Below are 22,096 nucleotides of genomic sequence, written 5' to 3' on the forward strand. Positions count from 1 at the left end.
GCTTTAGCCGAGCCAATCGAGGGTCAGCATCAGTCGTCGCTCGCCCGCTGCCGGTTGCGGCGAGCGGTGGATCAGCCCGAAGCCTTCATTACCGTGCCATTTTTCGCCTTTCAACAACGCCACATCGCCGCTGTTGAGTTGCCGGATCTGCTTTGCATCCTGCGGCTCGGCGTTGGCCTGGCCCAATTGCGTACGATCCATCGCGCCTTCCTTCAGCCACTGACTACCAACGCCCGCGTACGTGGTGATCAACCGCACCGGCACATGATCGACGTGGAAGCGCGGGCACATGGCCTTATCCAGCACCCGCAGGCGCAAGCCGATACGCCGCGCGCCGAGCAGACAGGCGAAGGCGCTGACCAGCCACTTCAGGTCGGCAATAAACCCTTCATATCCCTCCAGATCGCGGAATCCGCCGGCCAGACCGCTGAGGTTCGGCTCATCATCTTCGTCCGCCAGTTCCAAACACAGCGACTCCGCCAAAGGTTCGTTGAGTGACAGCAGCAAGTTGGCGAAATCGGCAATGTGCAACGGCAATTGCCGCTGCCAGACGGCGAGGTTTACCTCCTCCTCGAGGATGCGTGTCAGCGCTTTCGGCGCCGGGCCCTGGTGTTGCAAGCGCGTGCGGTTTTGCAGCAGTTTGAGCGCGAGCATCAGGCGGCCTCTTCATGCCAAGGGCCGAACGGGTCGGGCAGCAATCGCCAGCCTTCGACGCCAATCGCCATTTCATCATCACTCAGCAGGCAGGCGTCGAGTTCGGCAAAAAGTTGCAGGAAATCGATGTTCTGACCGATGAATACCAGCTCCTGACGGCAGTCTCCGACACTCGGCGTCCAGTTTTCCATGATTGCTGCGGTACTTTCCTGATCCTGCGGCCACTGGTTTTTCGCCACGAAACGCCACCAGCGTCCGGCGAAACCATGGCGCATCAAACCGCCGGCCTGGGACCAGCTACCGGCGTCCGTGGGTTTGCTTGCCAGCCAGAAGAACCCTTTTGAGCGCAGTAATTTACCGTTCAACCACGGGCGGTCGATGAAGCTGAAGAAGCGTTGCGGGTGAAAGGGCCGGCGCGCGCGATAAGCCGTAGAGGCGATACCGTATTCGTCGGTTTCCGCAACGTGCTCGCCACGTAATTCTTGTAGCCAACCGGGTGCTTGTGCAGCTTTTTCAAAGTCGAAACGGCCAGTGTTGAGGATCTTCTCCAACGGAACTTCGCCCATCACCATCGGAATGATTTCGGCCTGAGCGTTGAGGCGTTTGAGGATCGCCATCAATTCCTCCCGCTCGCTCTGGCTGATCAAGTCGATCTTGCTGATCAACAACACGTCGGCGAATTCGACTTGTTCGACCAGCAGGTCGGTGATCGAGCGCTCGTCTTCCTCGCCGAGGATTTCACCCCGGGAGGCGAGGCTTTCAGCAGCCTGGTAATCGAGGAGGAAGTTCACCCCGTCGACTACAGTGACCATAGTGTCGAGGCGAGCGATGTCAGCGAGACTTTGGCCGGACTCATCGCGAAAGGTAAACGTCTCGGCCACCGGCAACGGCTCAGAGATTCCCGTGGATTCGATCAACAAATAATCGAAGCGACCCTCATGGGCGAGCTTGCTGACTTCCTCAAGCAAGTCCTCGCGTAACGTACAGCAGATACAACCGTTGCTCATTTCCACGAGCTTCTCTTCAGCGCGGTTCAGGCTGACATCGCGTTGAACTTCGCTGCCATCAATGTTGATCTCGCTCATATCATTGACGATCACTGCCACGCGCAAACCCTTGCGATTACGTAGTACGTAATTCAAAAGTGTACTTTTTCCAGCGCCGAGAAATCCTGAAAGAACGGTCACGGGCAACGCAGCTGACATTGGATAATCCTCATAAGGTAGTAGCCGATCAACGCTTTTGGTTGCGCATGACGTTTTCTGGCCGCAGGCGATGGGCTCGCAGAAGTTGAACGCTTGAAATCGGCCAGCTCAGGTTTGGCTAAAATTAATGTTATAGTATAACAACAAGAATAAGCCAGCCCTGCTCTTGCGCTAAATGACAAAGCGCTGGAATCTGCAATCAATCTGCTAGTCGGGAAATGTGTTGATGAATGCGCTGAAATGCTCGCTGGTGAGCCTTGCCTTGCTGATGACTGGCAACGCGTGGGCGCAGATGCCGTCCCTTGCCACGTGTACGCGCAGCGCCAATCTGCTGGCCTGCGTGGATGCCGATGGCAACGCCTACAGCGTTAACACCGTGGGCAGCACGCTGTACTTGCGCGGTTTTGAAAAGGACGGCCATCGCTATTGGGCACAGACCAACAGCCGATTCGGGCAACTGACGTTCTTCACCGGCATCGCCTCCGACGGTGAAGCCTGGGTCGGCTACACCCGCCGGGTAGGCTGGACCACCATCAATCGCTTTTCCAGCTCGGGTGGCAGCAGCACCAAGTTCACTTGCAGCCGGATTGCTGGCTGCTAGACCTGCGCTTTTTGCTGCTGTTGCTGCCAGGCGATGTAGCTGTCGATAGGCGGATTCTTTACGAAGTAACGCTGCAAACCCTCAAACAAACCATCCGCCACCGCCTGTTGATGCCTCGCAGTGACCAGCCGCTGACTGTCGCGAGCGTTGGAAATGAAGCCGGTTTCCACCAGAATCGAAGGCACATCGGGTGACTTCAGCACGGCAAATCCGGCTTGCTCAACGCGTTTCTGATGCAAGGTAGTGATGCCCGCCAGGCTGCCGAGTACCGTGTTACCCAATTGCAAACTGGCGGCGATCGTCGCATTCATCGACATGTCGAGAATCACTCCGGCAAGCATCGGGTCCTTGTCTTTGAGATTGAGCAAGCTGGTGGCGCCGAGCAGGTCCGCGCCGTTCTCTCGCTGCGCCATGAAACGCGCCGTCGCTGACGTTGCGCCACCCTCCGACAGGCAATACACCGACGCGCCAGAAGCGCTCAGCCGTGGCGCCGCATCGGCATGCACCGAGATAAACATGTCGGCTTTGTGCTGCCGAGCGATGTCCACACGCTTGCGCAACGGCACGAAAAAATCATCGTTACGCACCAGTTTGACGTCGAACCCTTTCTCTTTTTTCAGACGCTTGGCCAGCAACTGGGCGATGGAAAGTACTACGTCCTTCTCCCTCTCGCCTTTGGCTCCCACTGCTCCGGGGTCCTTTCCGCCATGTCCAGGATCGACAACCACGATGATGTCGCGCTTTGGATGAACCTTATTCTCGGGTGTTTCACGTGGAACCATTGGCGCTACAGGCGCCTGTTTTGCGCTGACTAAATCCAGGACAAGGCGATATCCCTGGCCGTCCTGAGGCGCCAGAAGAAAGCTGTTCAACAGTACTGGATCACTCAGATCGAGAACAATCCGCGTATCACCTTGGCCGAACCGACCCGATCTGATTGACCGAATGACAGAGTCATTGAGCGACAGTTGACTGAAATCGCCAATCAGACTGGCGCCATTCAGGTCAATGATCAGTCGCTCAGGAGCGCTGAGCGTGAAGGTTTTGTAGCGCACCGGTCCGCTCAATTCGAAAACCAAACGCAGTTTGTCATCCGAGCGCCAGAGCCGCGCATTGCGGATTTGCGTAGCGGACACGCTAAAGGGCAAGGCGAATGCCGCGCCGGCCAGGATCAGATTAAGCAGATGGCGTCTGTGCATATGAAAGCCTGTTCATGAAAAAGGCATCGTGATTTGTATTGTTATAATGTAACATCGAATTTAATCAACACGATGGTTCCGAACATGAATTTGCTGTCACTCCCGGATATCGCCGCGCAATCCAATCGCCAAAACTTGCCGCTCGAATGGGTGGGCATGCGCGGCATTGCGTTACCTGTTTTGCTGGAAGGCCAACGCTTGAGCGCAAGAGCTGATGCGGGAGTGAGCCTCGATGACGGTGATGCGCGGGGCATTCATATGTCGCGGCTTTATTTGGCGCTGGAATCTCTTCAGCGGGAAAGCCTGTCTCCAATGGTTCTACGCCAAGTCCTTGAGGAGTTCCTCGATAGTCACGAAGGGCTATCCAACAATGCCTACCTGAATATCCACACTGATTTACTCCTGAAAAGACCGGCATTGGTCAGCCCGCTGTCGGGATGGAAAGCCTATCCGGTGACGATTTCAGCCCGTCTGAAAAGCGATATGTTCCACGTGGAACTCAAAATTGACGTGCCTTACTCATCAACATGCCCGTGCTCAGCTGCCTTGGCGAGGCAGTTGATCCAGCAACAATTCATCGACGACTTCGCCAACCAACCACTGCAACACGCCGATGTTTTGGCCTGGCTCGGTTCGACCCAAGGCATCGTTGCTACGCCACACAGCCAACGCAGCATTGCCCAATTACATCTACACCTCGACGAATTCGTTGATGAGCTGCCGCTAAGCACGATCATCAATGATGCCGAAACCTCCCTCGGCACCGCCGTACAAACCGCGGTCAAACGCGCCGATGAACAAGCCTTCGCCCTCGCCAATGGACAGAACCTGATGTTCTGTGAAGACGCTGCTCGCCGACTGAATCTGGCCCTGCGACGTTCACCGGGTGTCTGTGCATTTCATCTGCGAGTCGTTCATGCAGAAAGCCTGCACGCTCACGATGCCGTCGCAGAAAGCCATTGGCAGCGGGAGCACGCATGATCCGCTGCCAATCCTTGAGCTGGGGCGCGCCGGGCCAACCGCTGACCTCGCCGCTCAATCTCGAATTCGAAACCGGCAGCCTGACGGCGATCATTGGCGCCAACGGCTGCGGCAAAAGCAGCCTGTTGAAAGTCATCGCGGGCCTGCAAAAACCGTTGGCGGGCAAAGTGTCGTTGAGTGTTCCACGGCAGAGCGGTCTGTCTTTCCTGCCGCAACAACAGCATCTGGACCGTCAATTCCCGATCAGCCTGGAAGAGCTTGTGGCCGCAGGATTCTGGGGCCGCCGACTGTCGACGCAATTGCGCGCTCAGCAACTCACCGCGGCATTGGAAAACTGGCACCTTGGCGGCCTGGAACGTCGCCCACTTATGGCCCTGTCCGGCGGCGAGTTACAACGCGCCCTACTCGCGCGATTAAGCCTGGCCGACACACCCGTGTTGTTGCTCGATGAACCCCACGCCGCGCTCGATGAATTCGGTCAGCAGTTGTTGTGGCAACACATTCACGCCTGGCATGCAGAGGGACGAACACTGGTCGTCGTGTGCCATGACCTCGCCGCCGTCCGCCAGAACATTGCCAAAACGCTACTGATCAAAAACCGCGAATGTGTGTTCGGCACGAGCGCAGAACTGATCCTGCAAACACCACACACACAGGTGGCCTGATGCTAACCGTCGCCCACCTCTGGCAACCGTTCAACGACTTCGTCTTCATGCGCCGCGCCCTCCTCGGCGGCCTGGTACTGGCTTGCAGCACCGCCCCCCTCGGGGTGTTTCTGATCCTGCGGCGGATGAGCCTGATCGGTGACGCAGTGGCTCACGGCATTCTTCCCGGCGCCGCATTAGGGTTCTGGTTTGCCGGCCTGAGTCTGCCCGCACTCACCCTCGGCGGGCTGGGCGCGGGTCTGAGTATGGCCGGTCTCGCTGCGTGGATTACCCGTCGAACCGGTTTGCGCGAAGACGCCAGCCTCGCCGCGATCTATCCGATTTCCCTCGCCAGCGGCGTATTGATTCTGGGGATTGCCGGCAAGCGTCTCGACCTCCTGCACCTGCTGTTCGGCTCGGCCTTGGCCGTCGACGGACCGACGCTCAACGGCATGTTATGGGTCTCGGCATTCAGTCTGATCGCCATGGCATTGATCTATAAAGCGCTGCTGCTCGACACCCTCGATCCGCTTTTTTTGAGAACTGTCAGCCGCCTCGGCCCCCTCGCGCATGGTGTGTTCCTGATGCTGGTGGTGCTCAACCTGGTGATTGGCTTCCAGGCCATCGGCGCATTGATGGTGGTCGGATTGATGATGCTCCCCGCCGCCGCGTCGCGATTCTGGAGTCGCCATCTGCCAAGCCTGATCGGTATTGCGGCGATCCTCGGCTGCCTCTCGGTGTGGCTCGGCTTGCTGTTGTCGTTCTATTACTCGCTACCCAGCGGCCCGGCCATCGTCCTGGTTGCCGGCGTCGGCTATCTGCTGTCTGTGGTGTTCGGACCGGTCCACGGTCTGCTGCGCCGCCCGCCCTTGCTCACATCCCAATGAGGTGTTTTCCGATGCGCGCTCTACTCGTGCTGTTCAGCCTGATGCTGTCGATGTCATTGTCGGCGGCGGAAAAATTGCCGGTGGTCACCAGTTTCAGCATCCTCGCTGACATGGTCCATCAGGTCGGCGGTGAGCATATCCAGATCACCAACATGGTCGGCCCGGACGCCGACGCGCACACCTACGAACCGACACCGGACGATGCGAAAGCGCTGCTAAAAGCCAAATTGATCATCAAGAACGGCCTGGGTTTCGAGCCGTGGCTGGATCGTCTGGTGACCAGCACCGAAACCAAAGCCACCGTCATCAGTGCCAGCCACGGCGTGATCCCGCGCTCGCTGGATGAGGACGGCGAAACCGTTCCCGACCCACACGCTTGGCACAACCTGGCCAATACCGAGTTGTATATCGCCAACATCACCCAAGCGTTGATCGCCGCCGACCCGGCGAACGCAGCCGATTACCAGCGCAACAGCAAAACCTACCTTAAGCAGATCTACGCCCTGCTCGCCGAAGCCAAGGCGAAACTAGGTTCGTTGCCGCCGGGCAATCGCAAGATCGTTACCAGCCACGACGCCTTTGGTTATCTCGGCCAGGCGTACGGAATCGACTTCATGGCACCGCAAGGACTGTCCACCGAGCGTGAGCCCTCAGCGACCGAAGTCGCTGCGCTGATCACCCAGATCCGTCAGGCCAACGTCAAAGCGGTGTTCATGGAAAACATCAAGGATGCGCGCTTGCTCAAGCAGATTGCCGACGAAAGCGGCGCACACATTGGTGGCACGCTGTACTCGGATGCCCTCGCTGCCAGCGGCCCGGCCAGCACCTTCACCGGGTTGTTCGAGTACAACCTCAACACCCTGTACGACGCGCTGCGCCAACCATGATCCGCAAGAATCCTTCAGGTGATCTACCGCAGATTGCCGAGTCGGCTTACGTCGATAAAACCGCGATCATCTGCGGCAAAGTGGTGATCGGTGAAAACGTTTTCGTTGGCCCGTACGCGGTCATCCGTGCCGACGAAGTGGATGCTTCAGGCGATATGGAACCGATCACCATCGGCGCCAATTCAAACATTCAGGACGGCGTCGTCATCCACTCGAAATCCGGCGCGGCGGTGACTATCGGCGAGTTCAGCTCCATCGCCCACCGCTCGATCGTGCATGGCCCATGTGTCGTCGGTGATCGGGTGTTCATCGGTTTCAACAGCGTACTGTTCAACTGCGTAGTCGGTAACGGCTGCGTGGTGCGGCACAATTCGGTGGTCGACGGCCGCGATCTGCCCGACGCGTTCTACGTGCCCTCCACCACCCGTATCGGCCCCAATACCGACCTCTCGTTATTCCCACCGGTGAGCATCAGCGCCTCGGAGTTTTCCGAAGACGTGGCGCGCACCAACGTCGATCTGGTACGCGGCTACAAAGCCTTGCAGAACGAGTTCTGAGCCATGAGCAGTGTGCTGATTCGCAACGCCAGACTGGTCAACGAAGGACGAGTATTCGACGCCGATCTGTTGGTCAGCCATGGCCGCATCGTCAAAATTGCCCGCTGCATCGAAGGTGAAAATGCGACGCTAGAAATCGATGCCAACGGCCAATGGTTGCTGCCGGGAATGATCGACGATCAGGTTCACTTCCGAGAACCTGGCGCGCCGACCAAGGGCAGCCTCTACACGGAATCGCGGGCGGCAGTCGCCGGTGGCATCACCAGCTTCATGGACATGCCCAACACCAACCCGGCAACGCTCACCCTCGAAGCGTTAGCGGATAAAAAGCGTCGGGCGGCGATCAGTTCGGTGGCCAATTACGGCTTTCACTTTGGCGTGAGCCGGGACAACCTCGACACGGTGGCCGCGCTCAATCCGTGTGAGGTAGCCGGCGTTAAAGTGTTCATGGGCGCTTCGACCGGCAACATGCTGGTGGATGATCCGCAGATCCTTGAGCGGCTGTTCGCCGAAGTGCCGACGATCCTGTTGGCCCACTGCGAACACACACCGAGCATCGACGCCAACGTGGCCAACCTGCGGGAGGTGTTCGGCGATCTAATCCCTCCCGCCGCTCATCCGCTGATCCGTGATGCCGAGGCGTGTTATCGCTCCTCTTCACTGGCAGTGGAATTGGCCCGACGTCACGGCACACGCCTGCACGTTTTACACCTGACCACAGCGCGGGAACTAGCCTTGTTCGAGGACAGCCCCCTGGCGCAAAAACGCATCACCACAGAGGTGTGTCTGCATCATTTGTTGTTCGATGATCGTGACTACCCAAACCTCGGCAACCTGATCAAGTGCAATCCGGCGATTAAAACCCAAGCTGATCGCGATGCCCTGCGCGAGGCGTTGAACAGCAATCGGCTGGACGTTATAGGTAGCGATCATGCACCGCATACCTGGGAAGAAAAGCAGCAGCCTTATACTCAGGCGCCTTCGGGGTTGCCGTTGGTGCAACATGCGCTGCCGGCGCTGCTGGAACTGGTCGCGGACGGCGTGCTGCCCATCACTACGCTGGTGGCGAAGACCAGCCATCGCGTGGCTGACTTGTTTGCTATTCCTGATCGGGGATATTTGCGTGAGGGGTATTGGGCAGATCTGGTGTTGGTCGAACCGCAAACGCTGGCGGTGGAACGGCAGCCGATTCTGTCGCAGTGCGGATGGACGCCGTTTGCCGGGCGCAGCTTTCGGCATCGGGTGAGCACGACGCTGGTGTCTGGGCAGATCGCCTGGCACGAGAGTCGCGTGAATGATGGGTGTCGAGGGTTGCCGCTGCGATTCATGCGCTGAGTAATCTTCGCCAGATACCCAACTCTGTAGGAGCTGACGAGTGAAACGAGGCTGCGATCTTTTGATCTTGTTTTTGACAATCAAGATCAAAAGATCGCAGCGTGCCGCAGCTCCTGCAGGGATCGCATCAAGCGCGGGGTTTAACGGCGCCGCAGTCCTGGCCCAACCATACCGCGCGGGTTTCCAGACTGCCCTTCTGATTGATCCCGATCGCGTTGAACGTGCCGTTGGCCACCGTGGTGAACTCACGATCGCTAACGAACGTCGCCACACCAGTACCCTGAGCTTTCGGGCAACTGAAACGGAATTTCCACTGATTGCCGCTGCGCTCGGTGATCTGCTGTTTGCAGCCCGATTGCGGGTCGGCCAGTGGGATGTCGTTGGTCGCCACTTGCTCAGGTGTCAGGCAGGCGCGGATGCCTTTGCCGCCAATATTGATCCCGTTCTTTTCCAGCGCTGCACGCTGTTGCGGAGTCATCTGGCCTTGGAGCTGGCCCAGAATCGATTGCACATCCATCGGCTGGTCATCGACCTTGACGTTGCTCGATGTCATTTCCCACAGCCCCGGCTGCAGCATCTGCGCCTGCGCAATCATCGGCATTGCCAAACCCAGGCCCAGCGCCAAACCCAGCAGACGAACATTCATCGAAAAACTCCTGATCAGTAGTGGCCGTTAGACGCCGGCCGATTGCTTCGGTTCATGCGCCAATTAAATAGCGACATTCGCGACAGAACATGGTCTGTTAAGCATTGAATCTTCCGGAGCAAGGCTGCCCCATGGATTATTTTGGACCGCACATTTTCGGTTACTTGATCGCCCTGATACACACCCTCGGCTTGATCGCCGCGATACATGCGGTGCTCACCGTGCGCACGGCTCAAGGCTCGATCGCCTGGGCATTGTCGCTGATCTTTATTCCCTATCTCACGCTAATTCCGTATCTGGTGTTTGGCCGCAGTACCTTCGATGGCTACATCAAGGCCCGGCGCCAGGCCAACGAACAGATGCGTCAGGCCATCTCCGAACTGAATTGGCGGCCGTGGGTGGAAGAAGCCCTGACCGCCCGCGCCTCAAATGCCTACGCGTCATTACGGGCGATGCCAAAACTGGGGCGTATGCCATGCCTGGCGAACAACGAAGTGCAGTTGCTGGTAAACGGCGCGGCAACTTTTGAAGCGATTTTCCAAGCCATCGACCACGCAAAAGAAGCAGTGCTGATCCAGTTCTTCATCATCCACGATGATCGGCTCGGCCAGCGCTTGCGTGATCTGCTGCTGAAGAAAGCCGCCGAAGGCGTGAGCATTCATTTGCTTTACGACCGCATCGGCAGCCACGCCCTGCCCCACAGTTATGTGCAGGCGTTGCGCGATGGCGGTGTCGAGGTCAAAGCTTTCGCCACGCGCAGTGGCTGGCTCAATCGCTTTCAGGTCAACTTCCGTAACCATCGCAAAATTGTCGTGGTCGACGGCGTCGTCGGCTTCGTTGGCGGGCATAACGTCGGCGATGAGTACATGGGCGAGAAACCGCCGCTGGCCCCGTGGCGCGACACCCACGTAAAAGTCCGTGGCCCGGTGGTGGCGTGCATGCAGGAATCCTTTGCCGAAGACTGGTTCTGGGCTGCGCGCAGTCTGCCGCCGCTGATCCTGCCGGATGAGTACCCCGACGACGGCGTGCTCTGTCAACTGCTCGCCAGCGGCCCGGCCGATGCTTACGAAACCTGTTCGCTGTTCTTCGTCGAAGCGATCCACGCGGCAACCGAACGGGTGTGGATCACCAGCCCTTATTTCATACCTGACGAAGCGGTATTTGCCGCGTTAAGGCTGGCAGTGTTACGCGGTGTCGATGTGCGTTTGCTGCTGCCGTCGCGCCCCGATCACCGCATCGTTTACGCCGCTTCCAGCCTCTATGCGTTCGAGGCCGTACGTGCCGGCGTGCGGGTTTTCCGCTACCAACCCGGTTTTCTGCATCAGAAAGTGGTGTTGATCGACAGCGAGATCAGCGCCATCGGCAGCGCCAATCTGGACAACCGCTCGTTCCGGCTGAATTTCGAGGTGATGCTACTGACCGTCGACAGCGCCTTCGCTGCGAGTGTGGAACACATGCTCATTGAGGATTTCGAGCAATCGTGCGAGATCGCCCAAGAAGAAAGCCGGGAGATCCACCGCCTGCAACAACTCGGCATGCGGATCGCCCGGCTTATTTCACCGATTCTCTGAAGCTAAGGGTTATAGATGTCGTCGCGGGTCCACGGCAGTTCATGGCTGCCATCGGCATGCGCCTTCACTGCGAGGATCTGGTGCAGATTGATCCAGCCGCGCGCGAACGCATAGGCACAACCGGCGAGGTACAAACGCCAGATGCGTAGCGCCTGATCCGGCACCAGTTTACCCGCCGCTTCGAGGTTGTCCTCCAGACGCTCGCTCCAGTGATCCAGTGTGCGCGCGTAGTGCAGCCGCAAGCTTTCAACGTCGACAATCTCCAGACCCGCTTCGCTGATCTCGGCCGAGATCATCGACAGGTGTGGCAGCTCGCCATTGGGGAACACGTATTTCTCGATGAAATCCCCGGCACCGCGCCCCACTGGGCGGCCATCAGTGTGCTTGGCGGTGATGCCGTGGTTCATCACCAGGCCGCCCTCCTTCACCGCGCCGAACAGGGTTTTGCAGTACTCGGCCAGATTCGCGTGGCCGACGTGCTCGAACATACCGACGCTGACCACCTTGTCGAATCGCCCATCCTGAGGCAGATCACGATAGTCGAGCAGCTGCAGTTCGACCTGGTCTTCCAGGCCTTCAGCTTTGACTCGCTCACGCGCCAGTTCCAGCTGTTCCTTGCTCAGGGTGATGCCGAACACTTTGGCGCCGAACTCGCGAGCAGCGTATCGCGCGAGGCCACCCCAACCGCAGCCGACATCCAGCAGATAGTCGCCAGGCTGCAAACGCAGCTTGCGGCATAGATGACGGAATTTGGCCTGTTGCGCCTGCTCAAGGGTTTCGCTGCCCGTTTCGAAATAGGCACACGAATACGCCATGTCGCTGTCCAGCCACAGCTGATAAAACGCGTTGGACAAGTCGTAGTGGTAGGAAATGGCTTTGGCGTCGGTTTCCTTGTCGTGGACCGAGCGCACGGGCTGATTGTCGTCATCCTCACCGAGCAAGGCATTGCTCAGTTCGTCGCAGACCCGGATGACCTCGCTGATCGAGCCCTCCAGTTCCAGTTTGCCCTCGACGAAAGCCGCGCCCAACGCATCAAGACTTGGATGGGTGAACTGGCTGACCATCTGCGGGTCCTTGACCACGATGGTGACACTGGGCGCCGGCCCCAGATTGAACTCGTGGCCATCCCAGAGTCGCAAGCGAAGCGGTAGCTGCAGATTCTGTAAGGCCGGTGGAAGTTGCGCGAGCATGGAAAATCCCCCTTGTTTCAGACGTCAGATCTGAGGGTAGACCATCCTGGAAAAATAGCAGGCTATCGATTTGATTAGCCGTGTCTATTGCTGCAGACGCTCCAACACACCGTCCTGTACCCACTGTTTCAGCCAGGTAACCGCTTGAAGTGGCGCGCCCTCACCATAGATGACTGCTAATGCTGCGCACAGTTCGGCGAAATTCCAATCTTGGCTGAGCAGACCGTTTAAAGCATTGGCTTCGGCAGGTTCGAGACTGCGGTAATTACAGATCAGCTCGTGGCGCCAGATCAGGCACACCTGTGGGATTTCCAGCGCAACGCTGTCAGGGAATTCGCCGCCTTCCTTGACCGAGCGCCACAGCGACAGGCTGTTGAAACCGCAGGCCAGCCACTGCAACGAAGCCGTCGGTTTAACGCGCAGTTCGGGCCACTCCTCCGCCGCCAGGGCCGCCATGGTTTCCAGGGTCAGCGGATGACCCTCCGGCGCATCAAAGGCCAATGTGAAAGCCCATTCAAGCGCCGCCAATTCGGCCAATGGCGCACTTTGCTGGGGAACCAGGTGCTCGCGGATAAAGCCTTCGAAACCTTTGCCCAGCCAGCGCAAACTGTAGTGCGCCGACGGGTATTGGCGGATGTATGTCGTGGCCAGTGCGTCGAACTCTTCATCGCCCATCCAATACGCAATCGCCGGAAAATCATTGCGCAGCACTTCCAGCAAACGCGCCTTGTAGGCGTTGTGATAAATCGCCAGGCCGGTGCCGACATCGAGTGTCGGGCCACCGATCAGGCTGTTACCCAAGCTCGGATTTGCCGTTGCCGGGCCATCCAGCAGAAACGATTCAAACGCCAGTTGCCATTCTTTCAGGCGCATTGTTGTCTCCCGGCCAAGACCTTGTTTCCCAGTTCTCGGGCCTTGTGCAGTTCATCAAGCAACTCTTCGAGGGGAGGAAGGTGATCGTCACGCTCCAGCAAAGTCGCCACCGCACCGAAATGTTCGAGGGTGCGTTGGTACAACGCCCAGACTGGATCGGCGACTGGGTGATCGTGGGTGTCGATCACGTAATCGCCATAGTCGCTGTGACCCGCCAGATGCAATTGCCGGACTTTATCGACGGGCAGGCTACTGATGAACGTCCACGGATCGAAACCGTGATTGCGTGAGCTGACATAGACATTGTTCACGTCGAGGAGCAATTCGCAGCCGCTCAGCTGACTCAGCGCAGCGAGAAACTCCCATTCGCTGAAATCATCCGAGGCCCCACGCACGTAACTGGAGACATTCTCCAGCACCAACGGACGCTGCAACACGTCCTGAACCTGCGCGACCCGGCCCGCGATGTATTCAAGGCTTTCTTCGGTGTACGGCAACGGCAACAGATCGTGCAATTGGTGAGCGTTGCCACGGCTCCAGCACAAATGATCGGAGACCCACGCGGGTTGCACCCGCTCGGCCAATTGCCTGAGTTGTTTGAGATAGTCGACATCGAGCGCGTGCGGGCCGCCGATGGACAAGGACACGCCATGCATCACCAGCGGATAGCGCTCGGCAATGGCATCGAGGTGGTACAAGGCCTTGCCGCCCTGCACCATGAAATTTTCCGAGACCACTTCGAACCAGTCGACGTCCGGCGACTGTTCGAGGATCTGCTGGTAGTAAGCGCTACGCAATCCCAGGCCGTAGCCGAGGAAAGGAACAGAGACTGACATGGGCAAACTCCTGAAAAAAAGTGGCCGCAGTGGCGTTAACCACTGCGGCGGCACTTGCCGGTCAGTTATTCGCCGACCTTGCCACCTGCTTTTTCGCAAGCCGCTTGAGTCATGGCTTTGAAACCCTGGCCTTTGCAGGAGCCCATGCCTTTGCAAGCATGGTCTTTGGTTTTGCAGTCGTTCTGGCCTTTGCAGGCATTGACGCCGTAACAGTGAACATTGGCATCGGCAGCCATCGCGTTGGTAGCAACACCCGCAAACATTGTGGCAGCGGCCAAAGCGAGAGCGGCACCAGCAGCAACAGTCTTGATAGTCATTTTTCTAATCCTCGGTGATCGTCAGGGGTGTCGGCTGGAAGGTTGTTCAGTCCCGACACAGCACTAGAGAGAGCAACCCCGACGGCGTTACAGAGGAGTCAGAAATATTTTTAAATGTCTTCCTTGAGCTTGAGTAGCGGTTCCTGAAAGCGCAGCAATCGGCCGGCATTGCCCAATACCAGCAGCGTACTGAGGTTGTGCAGCAACGCCGCAATCATTGCCCCGGCAGCGCCCAGCCAGCCGAATGCGGCGAACACGACAATGGCCAGCGTCCAGCCCAAACCAATGATCACGTTGACCTGCAACGTCCTGCGGCACTGACGACTCAACCGCACGCAGGTGCCGAGCCGGCGCAGATCACTGCCGATCAGCACGATGTCCGCCGACGCCAGTGCGATGTCTGCACCGCCCGCCCCCATCGCGACGCCAACCACGCCCGCTTTGAGTGCCAGCGAGTCGTTGATGCCATCACCCACCACCATCGGCCGGAAACCGTTGTCGATTTCCTTGAGCACACGATTGAGTTTGTCCTCGGGCAGCGCCTGAGCTTGCACCTCGTGCAGACCGACATCCCTGGCCAGCGACTGCGCGACGCTTTGGCGATCGCCGGTCAGCAGCAATTGTCGCCCGAGACCCAACTCACGGAGTTCGCTCAAGGCGAATCGGGCTTCCGGTTTGACGCTGTCAGCCAGCAACAGCCAGGCCAGGAATTCGCCGTTCAACGCCAATCCGGCAATCGGGCCGTCGTGATCGGGAACCGTTGTCGTACTGATGCCCAGTTGCGCGAACAGCTCCGGCCGCCCGAGGGCCGCTTCGCCCTGGCCGGTCATGGCCACCACGCCGAGGCCCTGGCGCTCGTGGATTTCGCTCAGCGCGACAGCGTGCTCCTGACTGACCAACCCGGCCAGCGCCCGGCTGACCGGATGACTGCTGGCCGCACCAAGGCTGGCGGCCAGCGCCATGACCGTTGCTGATTCTGCGCGAGGGCTGTTGATCGACTGCAAGCGCAAGGTGCCGTAAGTCAGCGTGCCGGTCTTGTCGACCACCAATGAGGTCAGATCCGCCAGCTCCTCAAGAAACGCCGAACTGCGGATCAGAATGCCGTGCCTTGCGGCCACCGCTACCCCGGCAATCGCCGTGGCCGGCGCCGACAGGACCAATGCGCAAGGGCACGCGGCGACCAACACTGCGAGCATCGCTTGCGCGTCGTTGGTGATGAACCAGGTCACCGCTGCCAGCAGCAACACCAGCACCATGTAGCTGCCGGCATAGCGTTCGAGCAACCGGGTGATCGGCGGTTTCGAGCGCTCGGCGTTCTGCATCAGTGCGATGACTTTACCCAGGGTCGATTCGTCGCCAGTGCGGGTCACTTCGATGCGCAACAGCCCGTCGAGATTGATCGCACCACCGAACACCGTCATGCCGACGCCCGCCTCTACCGGCACCGATTCTCCGGTAATCGACGCCGTATCGAGGCTCGCCTGCCCCGACAAAACCCGTCCGTCCGCGGGTACGCGATCACCGGCACGCACCTCGACGGTGTCGCCGGATTTCAGCGTGCCGTTGTCCACTTCAATGATCGAGCCATCCGCCTGAACCTTGCGCGCGTGACTGCGGGTCAATTGGCCGAGCGCGTGGATAGCCTCCTGCGAACCGATGACACTGCGCTCTTCCAGCACGTGGCCGAAGATCATGATGATCGGCAGCAACGCAGCAGTGAGCAAATCGCCCGTTGCCCACGCACCGAGCATGGCCAAGGCAATCAGTTGATCGGTGATGCCGTGCAGGCTTGGATAGCGCAGGCTGTACCACGCCGAACGCATCACCGGCACAGCTACCAATAAAGAAGCGAAACCCAGCAACAGCTGACTGACACCGGTTTGTTCCGGCACCCGCCAACGCCAGATCAAACCCAGACCCAGCAGCCCCAGTGCGAGCATCGCCAAGGTCAGTTGCCGAGCGGCACGACGTTGTTCGGCCGAGGACAACAGGCTCGGTGCAGCGTTGGACGCAGTCATTTACTGGCTCCCTGAATGATCAGACGGGAATCATCTTTTGGATCGACCGTGGTCACGGATCCGGCCTGACCGAGAATCTTCGGCATGCGCTCGCGGTATAGACGCAGGAGCATCTGTGGGTCGGTGGCGCTGGCCAGGCTCGACACGGTGGCGGTGTCAGCGGAGGCTTTGGCCAAGCGTTCGCCGGCTTGTGCGTGAGCGACTTGAAGCAGGCGATCGGCTTGTTCGTTGGCGCTCTGGGTAAGTTTCTCGGCGTCGGTGCGCGCGTTGGCCACGGCTTTGTCCGCCTGCTGACTGGCGGTCAAAACCGCGTTGAAAGCACTGACCGCCGGATCCGGCAAACTCGATTGCACATCGACCCGCACCACTTCGATACCGATGCCCTGCCCGCTGACCTTCAACTCAGCCAAACGTTTGTTGATGCCCTGCACCAAATCACCGCGCAGTCGTTCACGACGTTCTGCCGCTTGATTGTCGGCGCCGATCAGTTCCGGGCGAGCAACCAAAATGGTGTCGAGATCCCGTGCGGCTGTCAGTGCCACAGCGCTACGCGTGACCAGCCGATCGAGCGCCGGCAAGACATGTTCGCCTTGAAGCACGAAGTCATACGGATCGGTGACCTTGTAAAAAACCCGCACATCCAGTTGCACAACGCCGGCATCACCGGTCAATAAATAACCAGAGCCTGCCAGCGCATCACTCAGCGGCGTAGCGAAGGAAGCGACCCGATCAGCCTTCAATGCCTCGTCCGTGCGCAACAGGTTCTCCACTCGACGCTCGATCACCCGATCCGCTGCCGGCAACAAAATCACCTGCTCGAACGGCTGCGGCCAGGCCAACAACAGCCCGGCATTCTGGATGCGATCCAGCGCACCAAAATGCATAACCACCGCGCGATTCTGCGGATCGATCTGCCGCACATTGGAGAACGCCCAAGCCAGCGCAGCGAGCACCGTCACCGCATACAGGGCAAAAAAAGCCAGACGTCCGGCCTGAATCCATGGGCTGTTCAACGAATGTGTTCCACGTGGAACTTCATCATTCATGGCTGCGATCCGGATTTGCTGTCGAGACTCGGCGGGCCGTCGACCAGCACGCGGAACGGCGCGGCATCGGTACGCAGAATCAACTTGGTATCCGGGGTAACGATGGTGCCGAGGGTGTCCAGCGAGCGCAGCAGGTTATACAGCTGCGGCGAACCGGCGTAGGCGCGGCCGTAGATTTGCGCGGCTTCGACGCGGGATTGCGCTTCGATTTCTGCGGCTTTTACCGTCGCGTCAGCCTGAACAATCCGCGCATCACGTTCGGCGGCAGAACGTATCTGCGCCGCTTCTCGTTTGCCGATAGCGGTACGTTCGGTGGCGATTGTTTCACGCTCGGCGCGCATACGATCGACCGTCGCGGTGAGTGTCACCGACGGCAAGGTCAGACGTTCGACGCCAACCTGCACCACCCGCACGCCATAAGTGGCGAGCAATTGCTGATCGATCTGCTGACGCAATTGCGCTTCAAATTCAGCGATGTGCACCTGACTGGCATCGGTGTTCACCAGGTTCGCCAAGTCAAAACTGCTGGCGGTAGTTTCCAATGCCGAGCCGACAAACGTGCGAATCTGCCGCGCCGCTTCGTCCGGCTGATTCTGCACGGCGCGCATGAAGCGCTGCACGTTATCCGCATCGCCCTGCACCTGCCACGCCACATAGGCCTGGACGATAATGCGCAAGCCGTCACGGGTGCCGACATCCTGCAAACCGCTGGACGTCGTGCGCAACCGCAGATCGACCGGGATCGCGGCTTCAAACGGCGCCGGCCAGCGCCAGCTCAAACCCGGATCGAGCAGCACTCGCGATGGATTACCGAACCGGGTAATGACCGTGGCTTCACCGGAACGCACTTGGACCAGGCTTGCCGCCGCGATGGCAAACGCCACCAGCAACAGCGCCCAGCCCATGCGCCGCCACGGAAACGGCCCTGCCTCTTCCGGCGCACCGTGGTGATGGTGATGATGCCCATGATGGTGATGCCCGCCATGGCCGTGATCGTGGCCGCTATGGTCATGCGGTGAGTGAGTGTGCGACTGGCTCAATGGGCAACTCCTGGTTGAGCGTTGATGCGCGCGGGCGTCGGGTCAGCCGGCAACGTGAACGTACGCAAGTCGATGGTCGGCGCATTGCTGCTGCCGCCCAGACGATGATCGAGGATCAGCAGCTTGGCTTTGCTCAGTCCGAGGCTGAGCTGGCTGAGGTATTGCTCCAGCACAAACGCCTGGCCGGCACTGGCAAAGGCTTTTTGCTCGGCGTTGAATTTGAGATCGGCAGCCTGCGCCGTGGCGTTGATCTCGCGCGCATTGGCGCTGGCCTGATCGCGCGCAAGGCTGGCTTGCAACTGCGCCTGATTACTCGCTTCTGCGGCGGCACCGCGTTCGCGGGCGATCAATGCCTGCGCACCGATCTGCGCTGCTTGCACACTGTGGTAAGCGTTGGCGGCGCCGGCCGGCGGGTGAATCGCCTCGACCACCGTGGCAAGAATCTCCACCCCGCTGTCGAGTTTTTGCAGATCGCTTTGTAGCGCTTTGCCGATCTCTTCGGCCAACCCTGCCCTGTCTTCGCCGAGCAAGCCGTCGAGCGTGCGCGAGGCAAAGTCGTGCACCAGAATTCGGCTGGCCGTGCTGCGAATCAGCGTCGGCACATCGGCGCTGTTGTAAGTGGCGGCAAGCGCGGCCTGATCACTCAAGCCAATGCGATAGACGAAACGCACGTCCATGTTGACGATCTGAAAGCTCTGTTGCTCGCCGCGGCTGCTGGCAATGACTTGCGACTTGTCGTTGACGTGACTGGCATCCCACAAGCGATTAGCCGTGAGCGGCGCCGGACCTTCAGCAGGATCGAGTGAAACCGGCGCGGAATTCTCGCCGACGCTGGTGGCCAACTCATGCACCACGCCGTTTTCCACACTCAATACACGCCCCAGTGGCCACGGCAAACCGCTGTGCAAACCCGGGCCGAAGACCTCCACCGGTTTGCCGAAACGTTCATAGATGCCACGACCTTGCAGCGGAATTTCGTGGATACCGGTCAGCAACCATCCAACCAGAGCGACCAGCGCCAACACCGGCAGAAACGCTCTACGCATGTAACTGAACGCCCAGATCTGGCGCAGATCGATGCCGAAGCGGTTGTGCAATTCGTGCTGCAACACAAGCAACGGCTGTGGCGGCCAACGCAGCATGTCGGCGATAAAACTGCGCGCCAGCAGCGTCGGTTCAAGCTGTTCCCGACGTGGGCTGAACAGTGACAGAACTGCGCGCAATAGCAGCTCGATCGCGACCAACCCCGGCAAGATAGCGATCAACACAGCCACCCGCACCGGCCATACTGAGCTGTCACTGGCGAACAATAAACACAGCGCGCCGAGCACCAGACTGATGATTGCCACACGCGTCATTTGCGCGAGTGATCCGGCTTCAGGCCATTGCGCAGGATTGTCCTGGGCCAGTTGGCGCTCCAGCACCAGCAGACCGAACGCCAGCAACAACGCCGATGCCGCGCCGACCGTGGCAGACACGCCAACAGCCGCCGGGGTTAAGGCGAGATTCCACACTTGTTCGATGCTCAGCAGCACCAGCAGCGACCAACCGCCCAACCACAGCGTCGCCGCACCGATCTGGCCGAGCACATGCGCGCTACGCCGGCTCAGACGGTCCAGCAACCGTTCGTACCAGCCGTGCGGCTCGGTCTGTTCTTGCACAGTCGTCTGCGGAGCCAGCACGACGGGATTGAGCGCGTGCGCGCGCCAGCGCGTTAGCCACCACGCCGACTGCAACCCGGCGACCAGCACCAGCAACGCCGCACTCTGATTGACCAGCAGCGGCAACCAGATTGATTGCGGGGCAAACAGCCCGACAAAAAATGCCAATACCCAGGCCGCCCCGGCCAACGCACCGAGCCCGATAGCCCAGCGGCGTAAGCGCTTGGCCTGCGTTGCCGCCTGTTGAAAGCGCGGCAGCCCGCTCACTCGCGTGCCATCAACCTCCAGATCAACTTGCATATCACCCCGAAATCATTGATTCACCCTGCATATCGTTACGATATAACGAAAAGCGTGAAATATTCGTACACAATTGCCCTTATTCAAAGACGCTCAACCTGTCGCTTGCCTGAAGCCTTGACCGAAATGTCCGGAAACGCACATATTACGTTCGTAATTTTTATCCAGAGCTACTTTTAGCGATCCGCATTCATCCATCAGGAGCAAGCGCATGAGCAACTATGACGTGGTGATTCTGGGCGGCGGTCCCGGCGGTTATAACGCGGCGATCCGCGCCGGCCAGTTGGGCCTGAAGGCCGCTTGCGTGGAAGGCCGGGCGACGCTCGGCGGCACCTGCCTGAACGTTGGTTGCATGCCATCGAAAGCCCTGCTGCATGCCTCGGAGCTGTACGACGCTGCCATGGGTGCGGAATTCGCCAACCTCGGCATCGAGGTCAAACCGACGCTGAACCTCGCGCAAATGATGAAGCAGAAAGACGAGAGTGTGGCCGGCCTGACCAAAGGCATCGAGTTTCTGTTTCGCAAGAACAAGGTCGACTGGATCAAAGGTTGGGGCCACATTGACGGCCCGGGCAAGGTCACCGTGACTGACGATCAGGGCAACAAGGTCGAGCTGACCGCCAAAGACATCATCATTGCCACCGGCTCCGAGCCCACTCCCCTGCCCGGCGTCGAGATCGACAACAAGCGCATCCTCGATTCCACCGGGGCGCTGTCCCTGAGTGAAGTGCCCAAACATCTGGTGGTAATCGGCGCCGGCGTCATTGGTCTGGAATTGGGCTCGGTGTGGCGGCGCCTGGGCGCGCAGGTCACCGTCGTCGAATACCTCGACCGCATCTGCCCCGGCGTCGACGGCGAGGCTGGCAAAACCCTGCAACGCTCACTGAGCAAACAGGGCATCGCCTTCAAACTGAGCTCAAAAGTCACCAGCGCCACCTCATCGGCCAACGGCGTGCAGCTCAGCGTCGAGCCAGCGGCCGGTGGCACGGCTGAGTTACTGGAAGCTGATTACGTGCTCGTGGCCATCGGTCGCCGACCATACACCCAGGGCCTGGGGCTGGAGAACGTCGGCCTGAACACCGACAAGCGCGGCATGCTCACCAATAAACAGCATCGCACCGAAGCCGCTGGCGTCTGGGTGATCGGCGATGTGACGTCCGGGCCGATGCTCGCGCACAAGGCGGAAGACGAGGCGATGGCCTGCGTCGAGCAGATCCACGGCAAGGCTGGCGAGGTCAATTACGACCTGATCCCCAACGTGATCTACACCAGACCGGAGCTGGCCAGCGTCGGCAAAACCGAAGAGCAGCTCAAGGCCGAGGGCCGTGCCTACAAGGTCGGCAAGTTTCCGTTCACCGCCAACAGCCGGGCGAAGATCAACCATGAGACCGAGGGTTTTGCCAAAGTCCTCGCCGATGAGCGCACCGATGAAGTGCTCGGCGTGCATTTGGTGGGGCCGAGCGTGAGCGAGATGATTGGCGAGTTTTGTGTGGCGATGGAGTTCAGTGCGTCGGCTGAGGACATTGCGTTGACGTGCCACCCGCACCCGACACGCTCGGAAGCGTTGCGCCAGGCAGCGATGAATGTCGAGGGGATGGCGACGCAGATGTAACCGTTTAGAAGATCAAAAGATCGCAGCCTTCGGCAG

Annotated in this window: 21 protein-coding genes; 9 read left to right on the forward strand and 12 right to left on the reverse strand. The window is 59.4% G+C overall.

Annotated elements, in window-relative coordinates; translation table 11 throughout:
- Window positions 1–3: 3 nt before the first annotated feature.
- Window positions 4–654, reverse strand: a complete 651-nt coding sequence (locus JFT91_RS05590; RefSeq protein ID WP_201231770.1) for a DUF1826 domain-containing protein — start codon at window positions 652–654, stop codon at window positions 4–6.
- On the reverse strand, window positions 654–1,859 hold the full coding sequence (zigA, locus tag JFT91_RS05595; protein ID WP_201231771.1) for a zinc metallochaperone GTPase ZigA: 1,206 nt from the start codon (window positions 1,857–1,859) through the stop codon (window positions 654–656). The genes JFT91_RS05590 and zigA overlap by 1 nt, the downstream gene beginning before the upstream one ends.
- A gap of 223 nt (window positions 1,860–2,082) precedes the next feature.
- Here zigA and JFT91_RS05600 point away from each other — a divergent pair, with 223 nt between their 5' ends.
- Entirely contained in the window at window positions 2,083–2,460 is a 378-nt protein-coding gene (locus JFT91_RS05600; RefSeq protein ID WP_201231772.1) for a glutamine synthetase, read from the forward strand.
- Here the strand turns inward: JFT91_RS05600 and JFT91_RS05605 are convergent.
- A complete protein-coding gene (locus JFT91_RS05605) occupies window positions 2,457–3,659 on the reverse strand; it encodes an N-acetylmuramoyl-L-alanine amidase (RefSeq protein WP_201231773.1) in 1,203 nt (400 codons plus the stop codon). The genes JFT91_RS05600 and JFT91_RS05605 overlap by 4 nt on opposite strands.
- A gap of 84 nt (window positions 3,660–3,743) precedes the next feature.
- Between JFT91_RS05605 and folE2 the strand changes: the two genes are divergently transcribed.
- Genes folE2 through JFT91_RS05635 form a run of 6 tightly spaced genes read left to right on the forward strand, consistent with a single transcriptional unit; the run spans window position 3,744 to window position 8,950 of the window.
- A complete protein-coding gene (folE2, locus tag JFT91_RS05610; RefSeq protein WP_201231774.1) occupies window positions 3,744–4,640 on the forward strand; it encodes a GTP cyclohydrolase FolE2 in 897 nt (298 codons plus the stop codon).
- Window positions 4,637–5,305, forward strand: a complete 669-nt coding sequence (locus tag JFT91_RS05615; protein WP_201231775.1) for a metal ABC transporter ATP-binding protein — start codon at window positions 4,637–4,639, stop codon at window positions 5,303–5,305. The genes folE2 and JFT91_RS05615 overlap by 4 nt, the downstream gene beginning before the upstream one ends.
- A complete protein-coding gene (locus tag JFT91_RS05620) occupies window positions 5,305–6,171 on the forward strand; it encodes a metal ABC transporter permease (protein WP_201231776.1) in 867 nt (288 codons plus the stop codon). The genes JFT91_RS05615 and JFT91_RS05620 overlap by 1 nt, the downstream gene beginning before the upstream one ends.
- Window positions 6,172–6,182: 11 nt before the next feature.
- Entirely contained in the window at window positions 6,183–7,058 is an 876-nt protein-coding gene (locus JFT91_RS05625; protein ID WP_201231777.1) for a metal ABC transporter substrate-binding protein, read from the forward strand.
- Window positions 7,055–7,615: a gamma carbonic anhydrase family protein gene (locus tag JFT91_RS05630; RefSeq protein ID WP_201231778.1), complete on the forward strand. Its 561-nt coding sequence runs from the start codon at window positions 7,055–7,057 to the stop codon at window positions 7,613–7,615. The genes JFT91_RS05625 and JFT91_RS05630 overlap by 4 nt, the downstream gene beginning before the upstream one ends.
- Before the next feature lie 3 nt (window positions 7,616–7,618).
- Window positions 7,619–8,950, forward strand: a complete 1,332-nt coding sequence (locus JFT91_RS05635) for a dihydroorotase (protein WP_201231779.1) — start codon at window positions 7,619–7,621, stop codon at window positions 8,948–8,950.
- 127 nt (window positions 8,951–9,077) lie between these two features.
- On the opposite strand, the gene JFT91_RS05640 is transcribed toward JFT91_RS05635, so the two are convergent.
- Window positions 9,078–9,596: a DUF3617 domain-containing protein gene (locus JFT91_RS05640; RefSeq protein WP_201229441.1), complete on the reverse strand. Its 519-nt coding sequence runs from the start codon at window positions 9,594–9,596 to the stop codon at window positions 9,078–9,080.
- Between the two features lie 131 nt (window positions 9,597–9,727).
- Here JFT91_RS05640 and cls point away from each other — a divergent pair, with 131 nt between their 5' ends.
- On the forward strand, window positions 9,728–11,167 hold the full coding sequence (gene cls, locus JFT91_RS05645; protein WP_201229443.1) for a cardiolipin synthase: 1,440 nt from the start codon (window positions 9,728–9,730) through the stop codon (window positions 11,165–11,167).
- Window positions 11,168–11,169: 2 nt separating this feature from the next.
- On the opposite strand, the gene cfaB is transcribed toward cls, so the two are convergent.
- The 8 genes from cfaB to hflK (JFT91_RS05685) form a co-directional block, all read right to left on the reverse strand.
- The gene (gene cfaB, locus JFT91_RS05650; protein ID WP_201231780.1) at window positions 11,170–12,357 is read right to left on the reverse strand and encodes a C17 cyclopropane fatty acid synthase CfaB; all 1,188 of its coding nucleotides are present in this window, start codon (window positions 12,355–12,357) and stop codon (window positions 11,170–11,172) included.
- 84 nt (window positions 12,358–12,441) lie between these two features.
- Entirely contained in the window at window positions 12,442–13,230 is a 789-nt protein-coding gene (locus JFT91_RS05655; protein WP_201231781.1) for an HvfC/BufC N-terminal domain-containing protein, read from the reverse strand.
- Window positions 13,221–14,066: an MNIO family bufferin maturase gene (bufB, locus tag JFT91_RS05660; protein ID WP_201231782.1), complete on the reverse strand. Its 846-nt coding sequence runs from the start codon at window positions 14,064–14,066 to the stop codon at window positions 13,221–13,223. Before bufB ends, JFT91_RS05655 begins: the two co-directional genes overlap by 10 nt.
- A 65-nt stretch (window positions 14,067–14,131) precedes the next feature.
- Window positions 14,132–14,383: a BufA2 family periplasmic bufferin-type metallophore gene (bufA2, locus tag JFT91_RS29470; RefSeq protein ID WP_242489218.1), complete on the reverse strand. Its 252-nt coding sequence runs from the start codon at window positions 14,381–14,383 to the stop codon at window positions 14,132–14,134.
- Window positions 14,384–14,493: 110 nt separating this feature from the next.
- Window positions 14,494–16,401 (reverse strand): heavy metal translocating P-type ATPase, encoded by a 1,908-nt coding sequence (locus tag JFT91_RS05670; RefSeq protein ID WP_201231784.1) that lies wholly within the window; start codon window positions 16,399–16,401, stop codon window positions 14,494–14,496.
- Window positions 16,398–17,447: a protease modulator HflK gene (hflK, locus tag JFT91_RS05675; RefSeq protein WP_201231785.1), complete on the reverse strand. Its 1,050-nt coding sequence runs from the start codon at window positions 17,445–17,447 to the stop codon at window positions 16,398–16,400. Before hflK (JFT91_RS05675) ends, JFT91_RS05670 begins: the two co-directional genes overlap by 4 nt.
- A complete protein-coding gene (hflC, locus tag JFT91_RS05680; protein ID WP_201231786.1) occupies window positions 17,444–18,487 on the reverse strand; it encodes a protease modulator HflC in 1,044 nt (347 codons plus the stop codon). Before hflC ends, hflK (JFT91_RS05675) begins: the two co-directional genes overlap by 4 nt.
- Window positions 18,484–20,448 (reverse strand): protease modulator HflK, encoded by a 1,965-nt coding sequence (gene hflK / locus JFT91_RS05685; protein WP_201231787.1) that lies wholly within the window; start codon window positions 20,446–20,448, stop codon window positions 18,484–18,486. The genes hflC and hflK (JFT91_RS05685) overlap by 4 nt, the downstream gene beginning before the upstream one ends.
- Window positions 20,449–20,659: 211 nt before the next feature.
- Between hflK (JFT91_RS05685) and lpdA the strand changes: the two genes are divergently transcribed.
- Window positions 20,660–22,060, forward strand: a complete 1,401-nt coding sequence (gene lpdA / locus JFT91_RS05690) for a dihydrolipoyl dehydrogenase (RefSeq protein WP_201231788.1) — start codon at window positions 20,660–20,662, stop codon at window positions 22,058–22,060.
- Window positions 22,061–22,096: the final 36 nt, after the last annotated feature.

Origin of the sequence: Pseudomonas sp. TH08, assembly GCF_016651275.1 — a bacterium.
GTDB lineage: Bacteria > Pseudomonadota > Gammaproteobacteria > Pseudomonadales > Pseudomonadaceae > Aquipseudomonas.

Coding starts and splice junctions, on each gene's coding strand:
- JFT91_RS05590 (WP_201231770.1), bottom strand. CDS start 654: ATGCTCGCGCTCAAACTGCTGCAAAACCGCACGCGCTTGCAACACCAG.
- zigA (WP_201231771.1), bottom strand. CDS start 1,859: ATGTCAGCTGCGTTGCCCGTGACCGTTCTTTCAGGATTTCTCGGCGCT.
- JFT91_RS05605 (WP_201231773.1), bottom strand. CDS start 3,659: ATGCACAGACGCCATCTGCTTAATCTGATCCTGGCCGGCGCGGCATTC.
- folE2 (WP_201231774.1), top strand. CDS start 3,744: ATGAATTTGCTGTCACTCCCGGATATCGCCGCGCAATCCAATCGCCAA.
- JFT91_RS05615 (WP_201231775.1), top strand. CDS start 4,637: ATGATCCGCTGCCAATCCTTGAGCTGGGGCGCGCCGGGCCAACCGCTG.
- JFT91_RS05620 (WP_201231776.1), top strand. CDS start 5,305: ATGCTAACCGTCGCCCACCTCTGGCAACCGTTCAACGACTTCGTCTTC.
- JFT91_RS05625 (WP_201231777.1), top strand. CDS start 6,183: ATGCGCGCTCTACTCGTGCTGTTCAGCCTGATGCTGTCGATGTCATTG.
- JFT91_RS05630 (WP_201231778.1), top strand. CDS start 7,055: ATGATCCGCAAGAATCCTTCAGGTGATCTACCGCAGATTGCCGAGTCG.
- JFT91_RS05635 (WP_201231779.1), top strand. CDS start 7,619: ATGAGCAGTGTGCTGATTCGCAACGCCAGACTGGTCAACGAAGGACGA.
- JFT91_RS05640 (WP_201229441.1), bottom strand. CDS start 9,596: ATGAATGTTCGTCTGCTGGGTTTGGCGCTGGGCCTGGGTTTGGCAATG.
- cls (WP_201229443.1), top strand. CDS start 9,728: ATGGATTATTTTGGACCGCACATTTTCGGTTACTTGATCGCCCTGATA.
- cfaB (WP_201231780.1), bottom strand. CDS start 12,357: ATGCTCGCGCAACTTCCACCGGCCTTACAGAATCTGCAGCTACCGCTT.
- JFT91_RS05655 (WP_201231781.1), bottom strand. CDS start 13,230: ATGCGCCTGAAAGAATGGCAACTGGCGTTTGAATCGTTTCTGCTGGAT.
- bufB (WP_201231782.1), bottom strand. CDS start 14,066: ATGTCAGTCTCTGTTCCTTTCCTCGGCTACGGCCTGGGATTGCGTAGC.
- bufA2 (WP_242489218.1), bottom strand. CDS start 14,383: ATGACTATCAAGACTGTTGCTGCTGGTGCCGCTCTCGCTTTGGCCGCT.
- JFT91_RS05670 (WP_201231784.1), bottom strand. CDS start 16,401: ATGACTGCGTCCAACGCTGCACCGAGCCTGTTGTCCTCGGCCGAACAA.
- hflK (WP_201231785.1), bottom strand. CDS start 17,447: ATGAATGATGAAGTTCCACGTGGAACACATTCGTTGAACAGCCCATGG.
- hflK (WP_201231787.1), bottom strand. CDS start 20,448: ATGCAAGTTGATCTGGAGGTTGATGGCACGCGAGTGAGCGGGCTGCCG.
- lpdA (WP_201231788.1), top strand. CDS start 20,660: ATGAGCAACTATGACGTGGTGATTCTGGGCGGCGGTCCCGGCGGTTAT.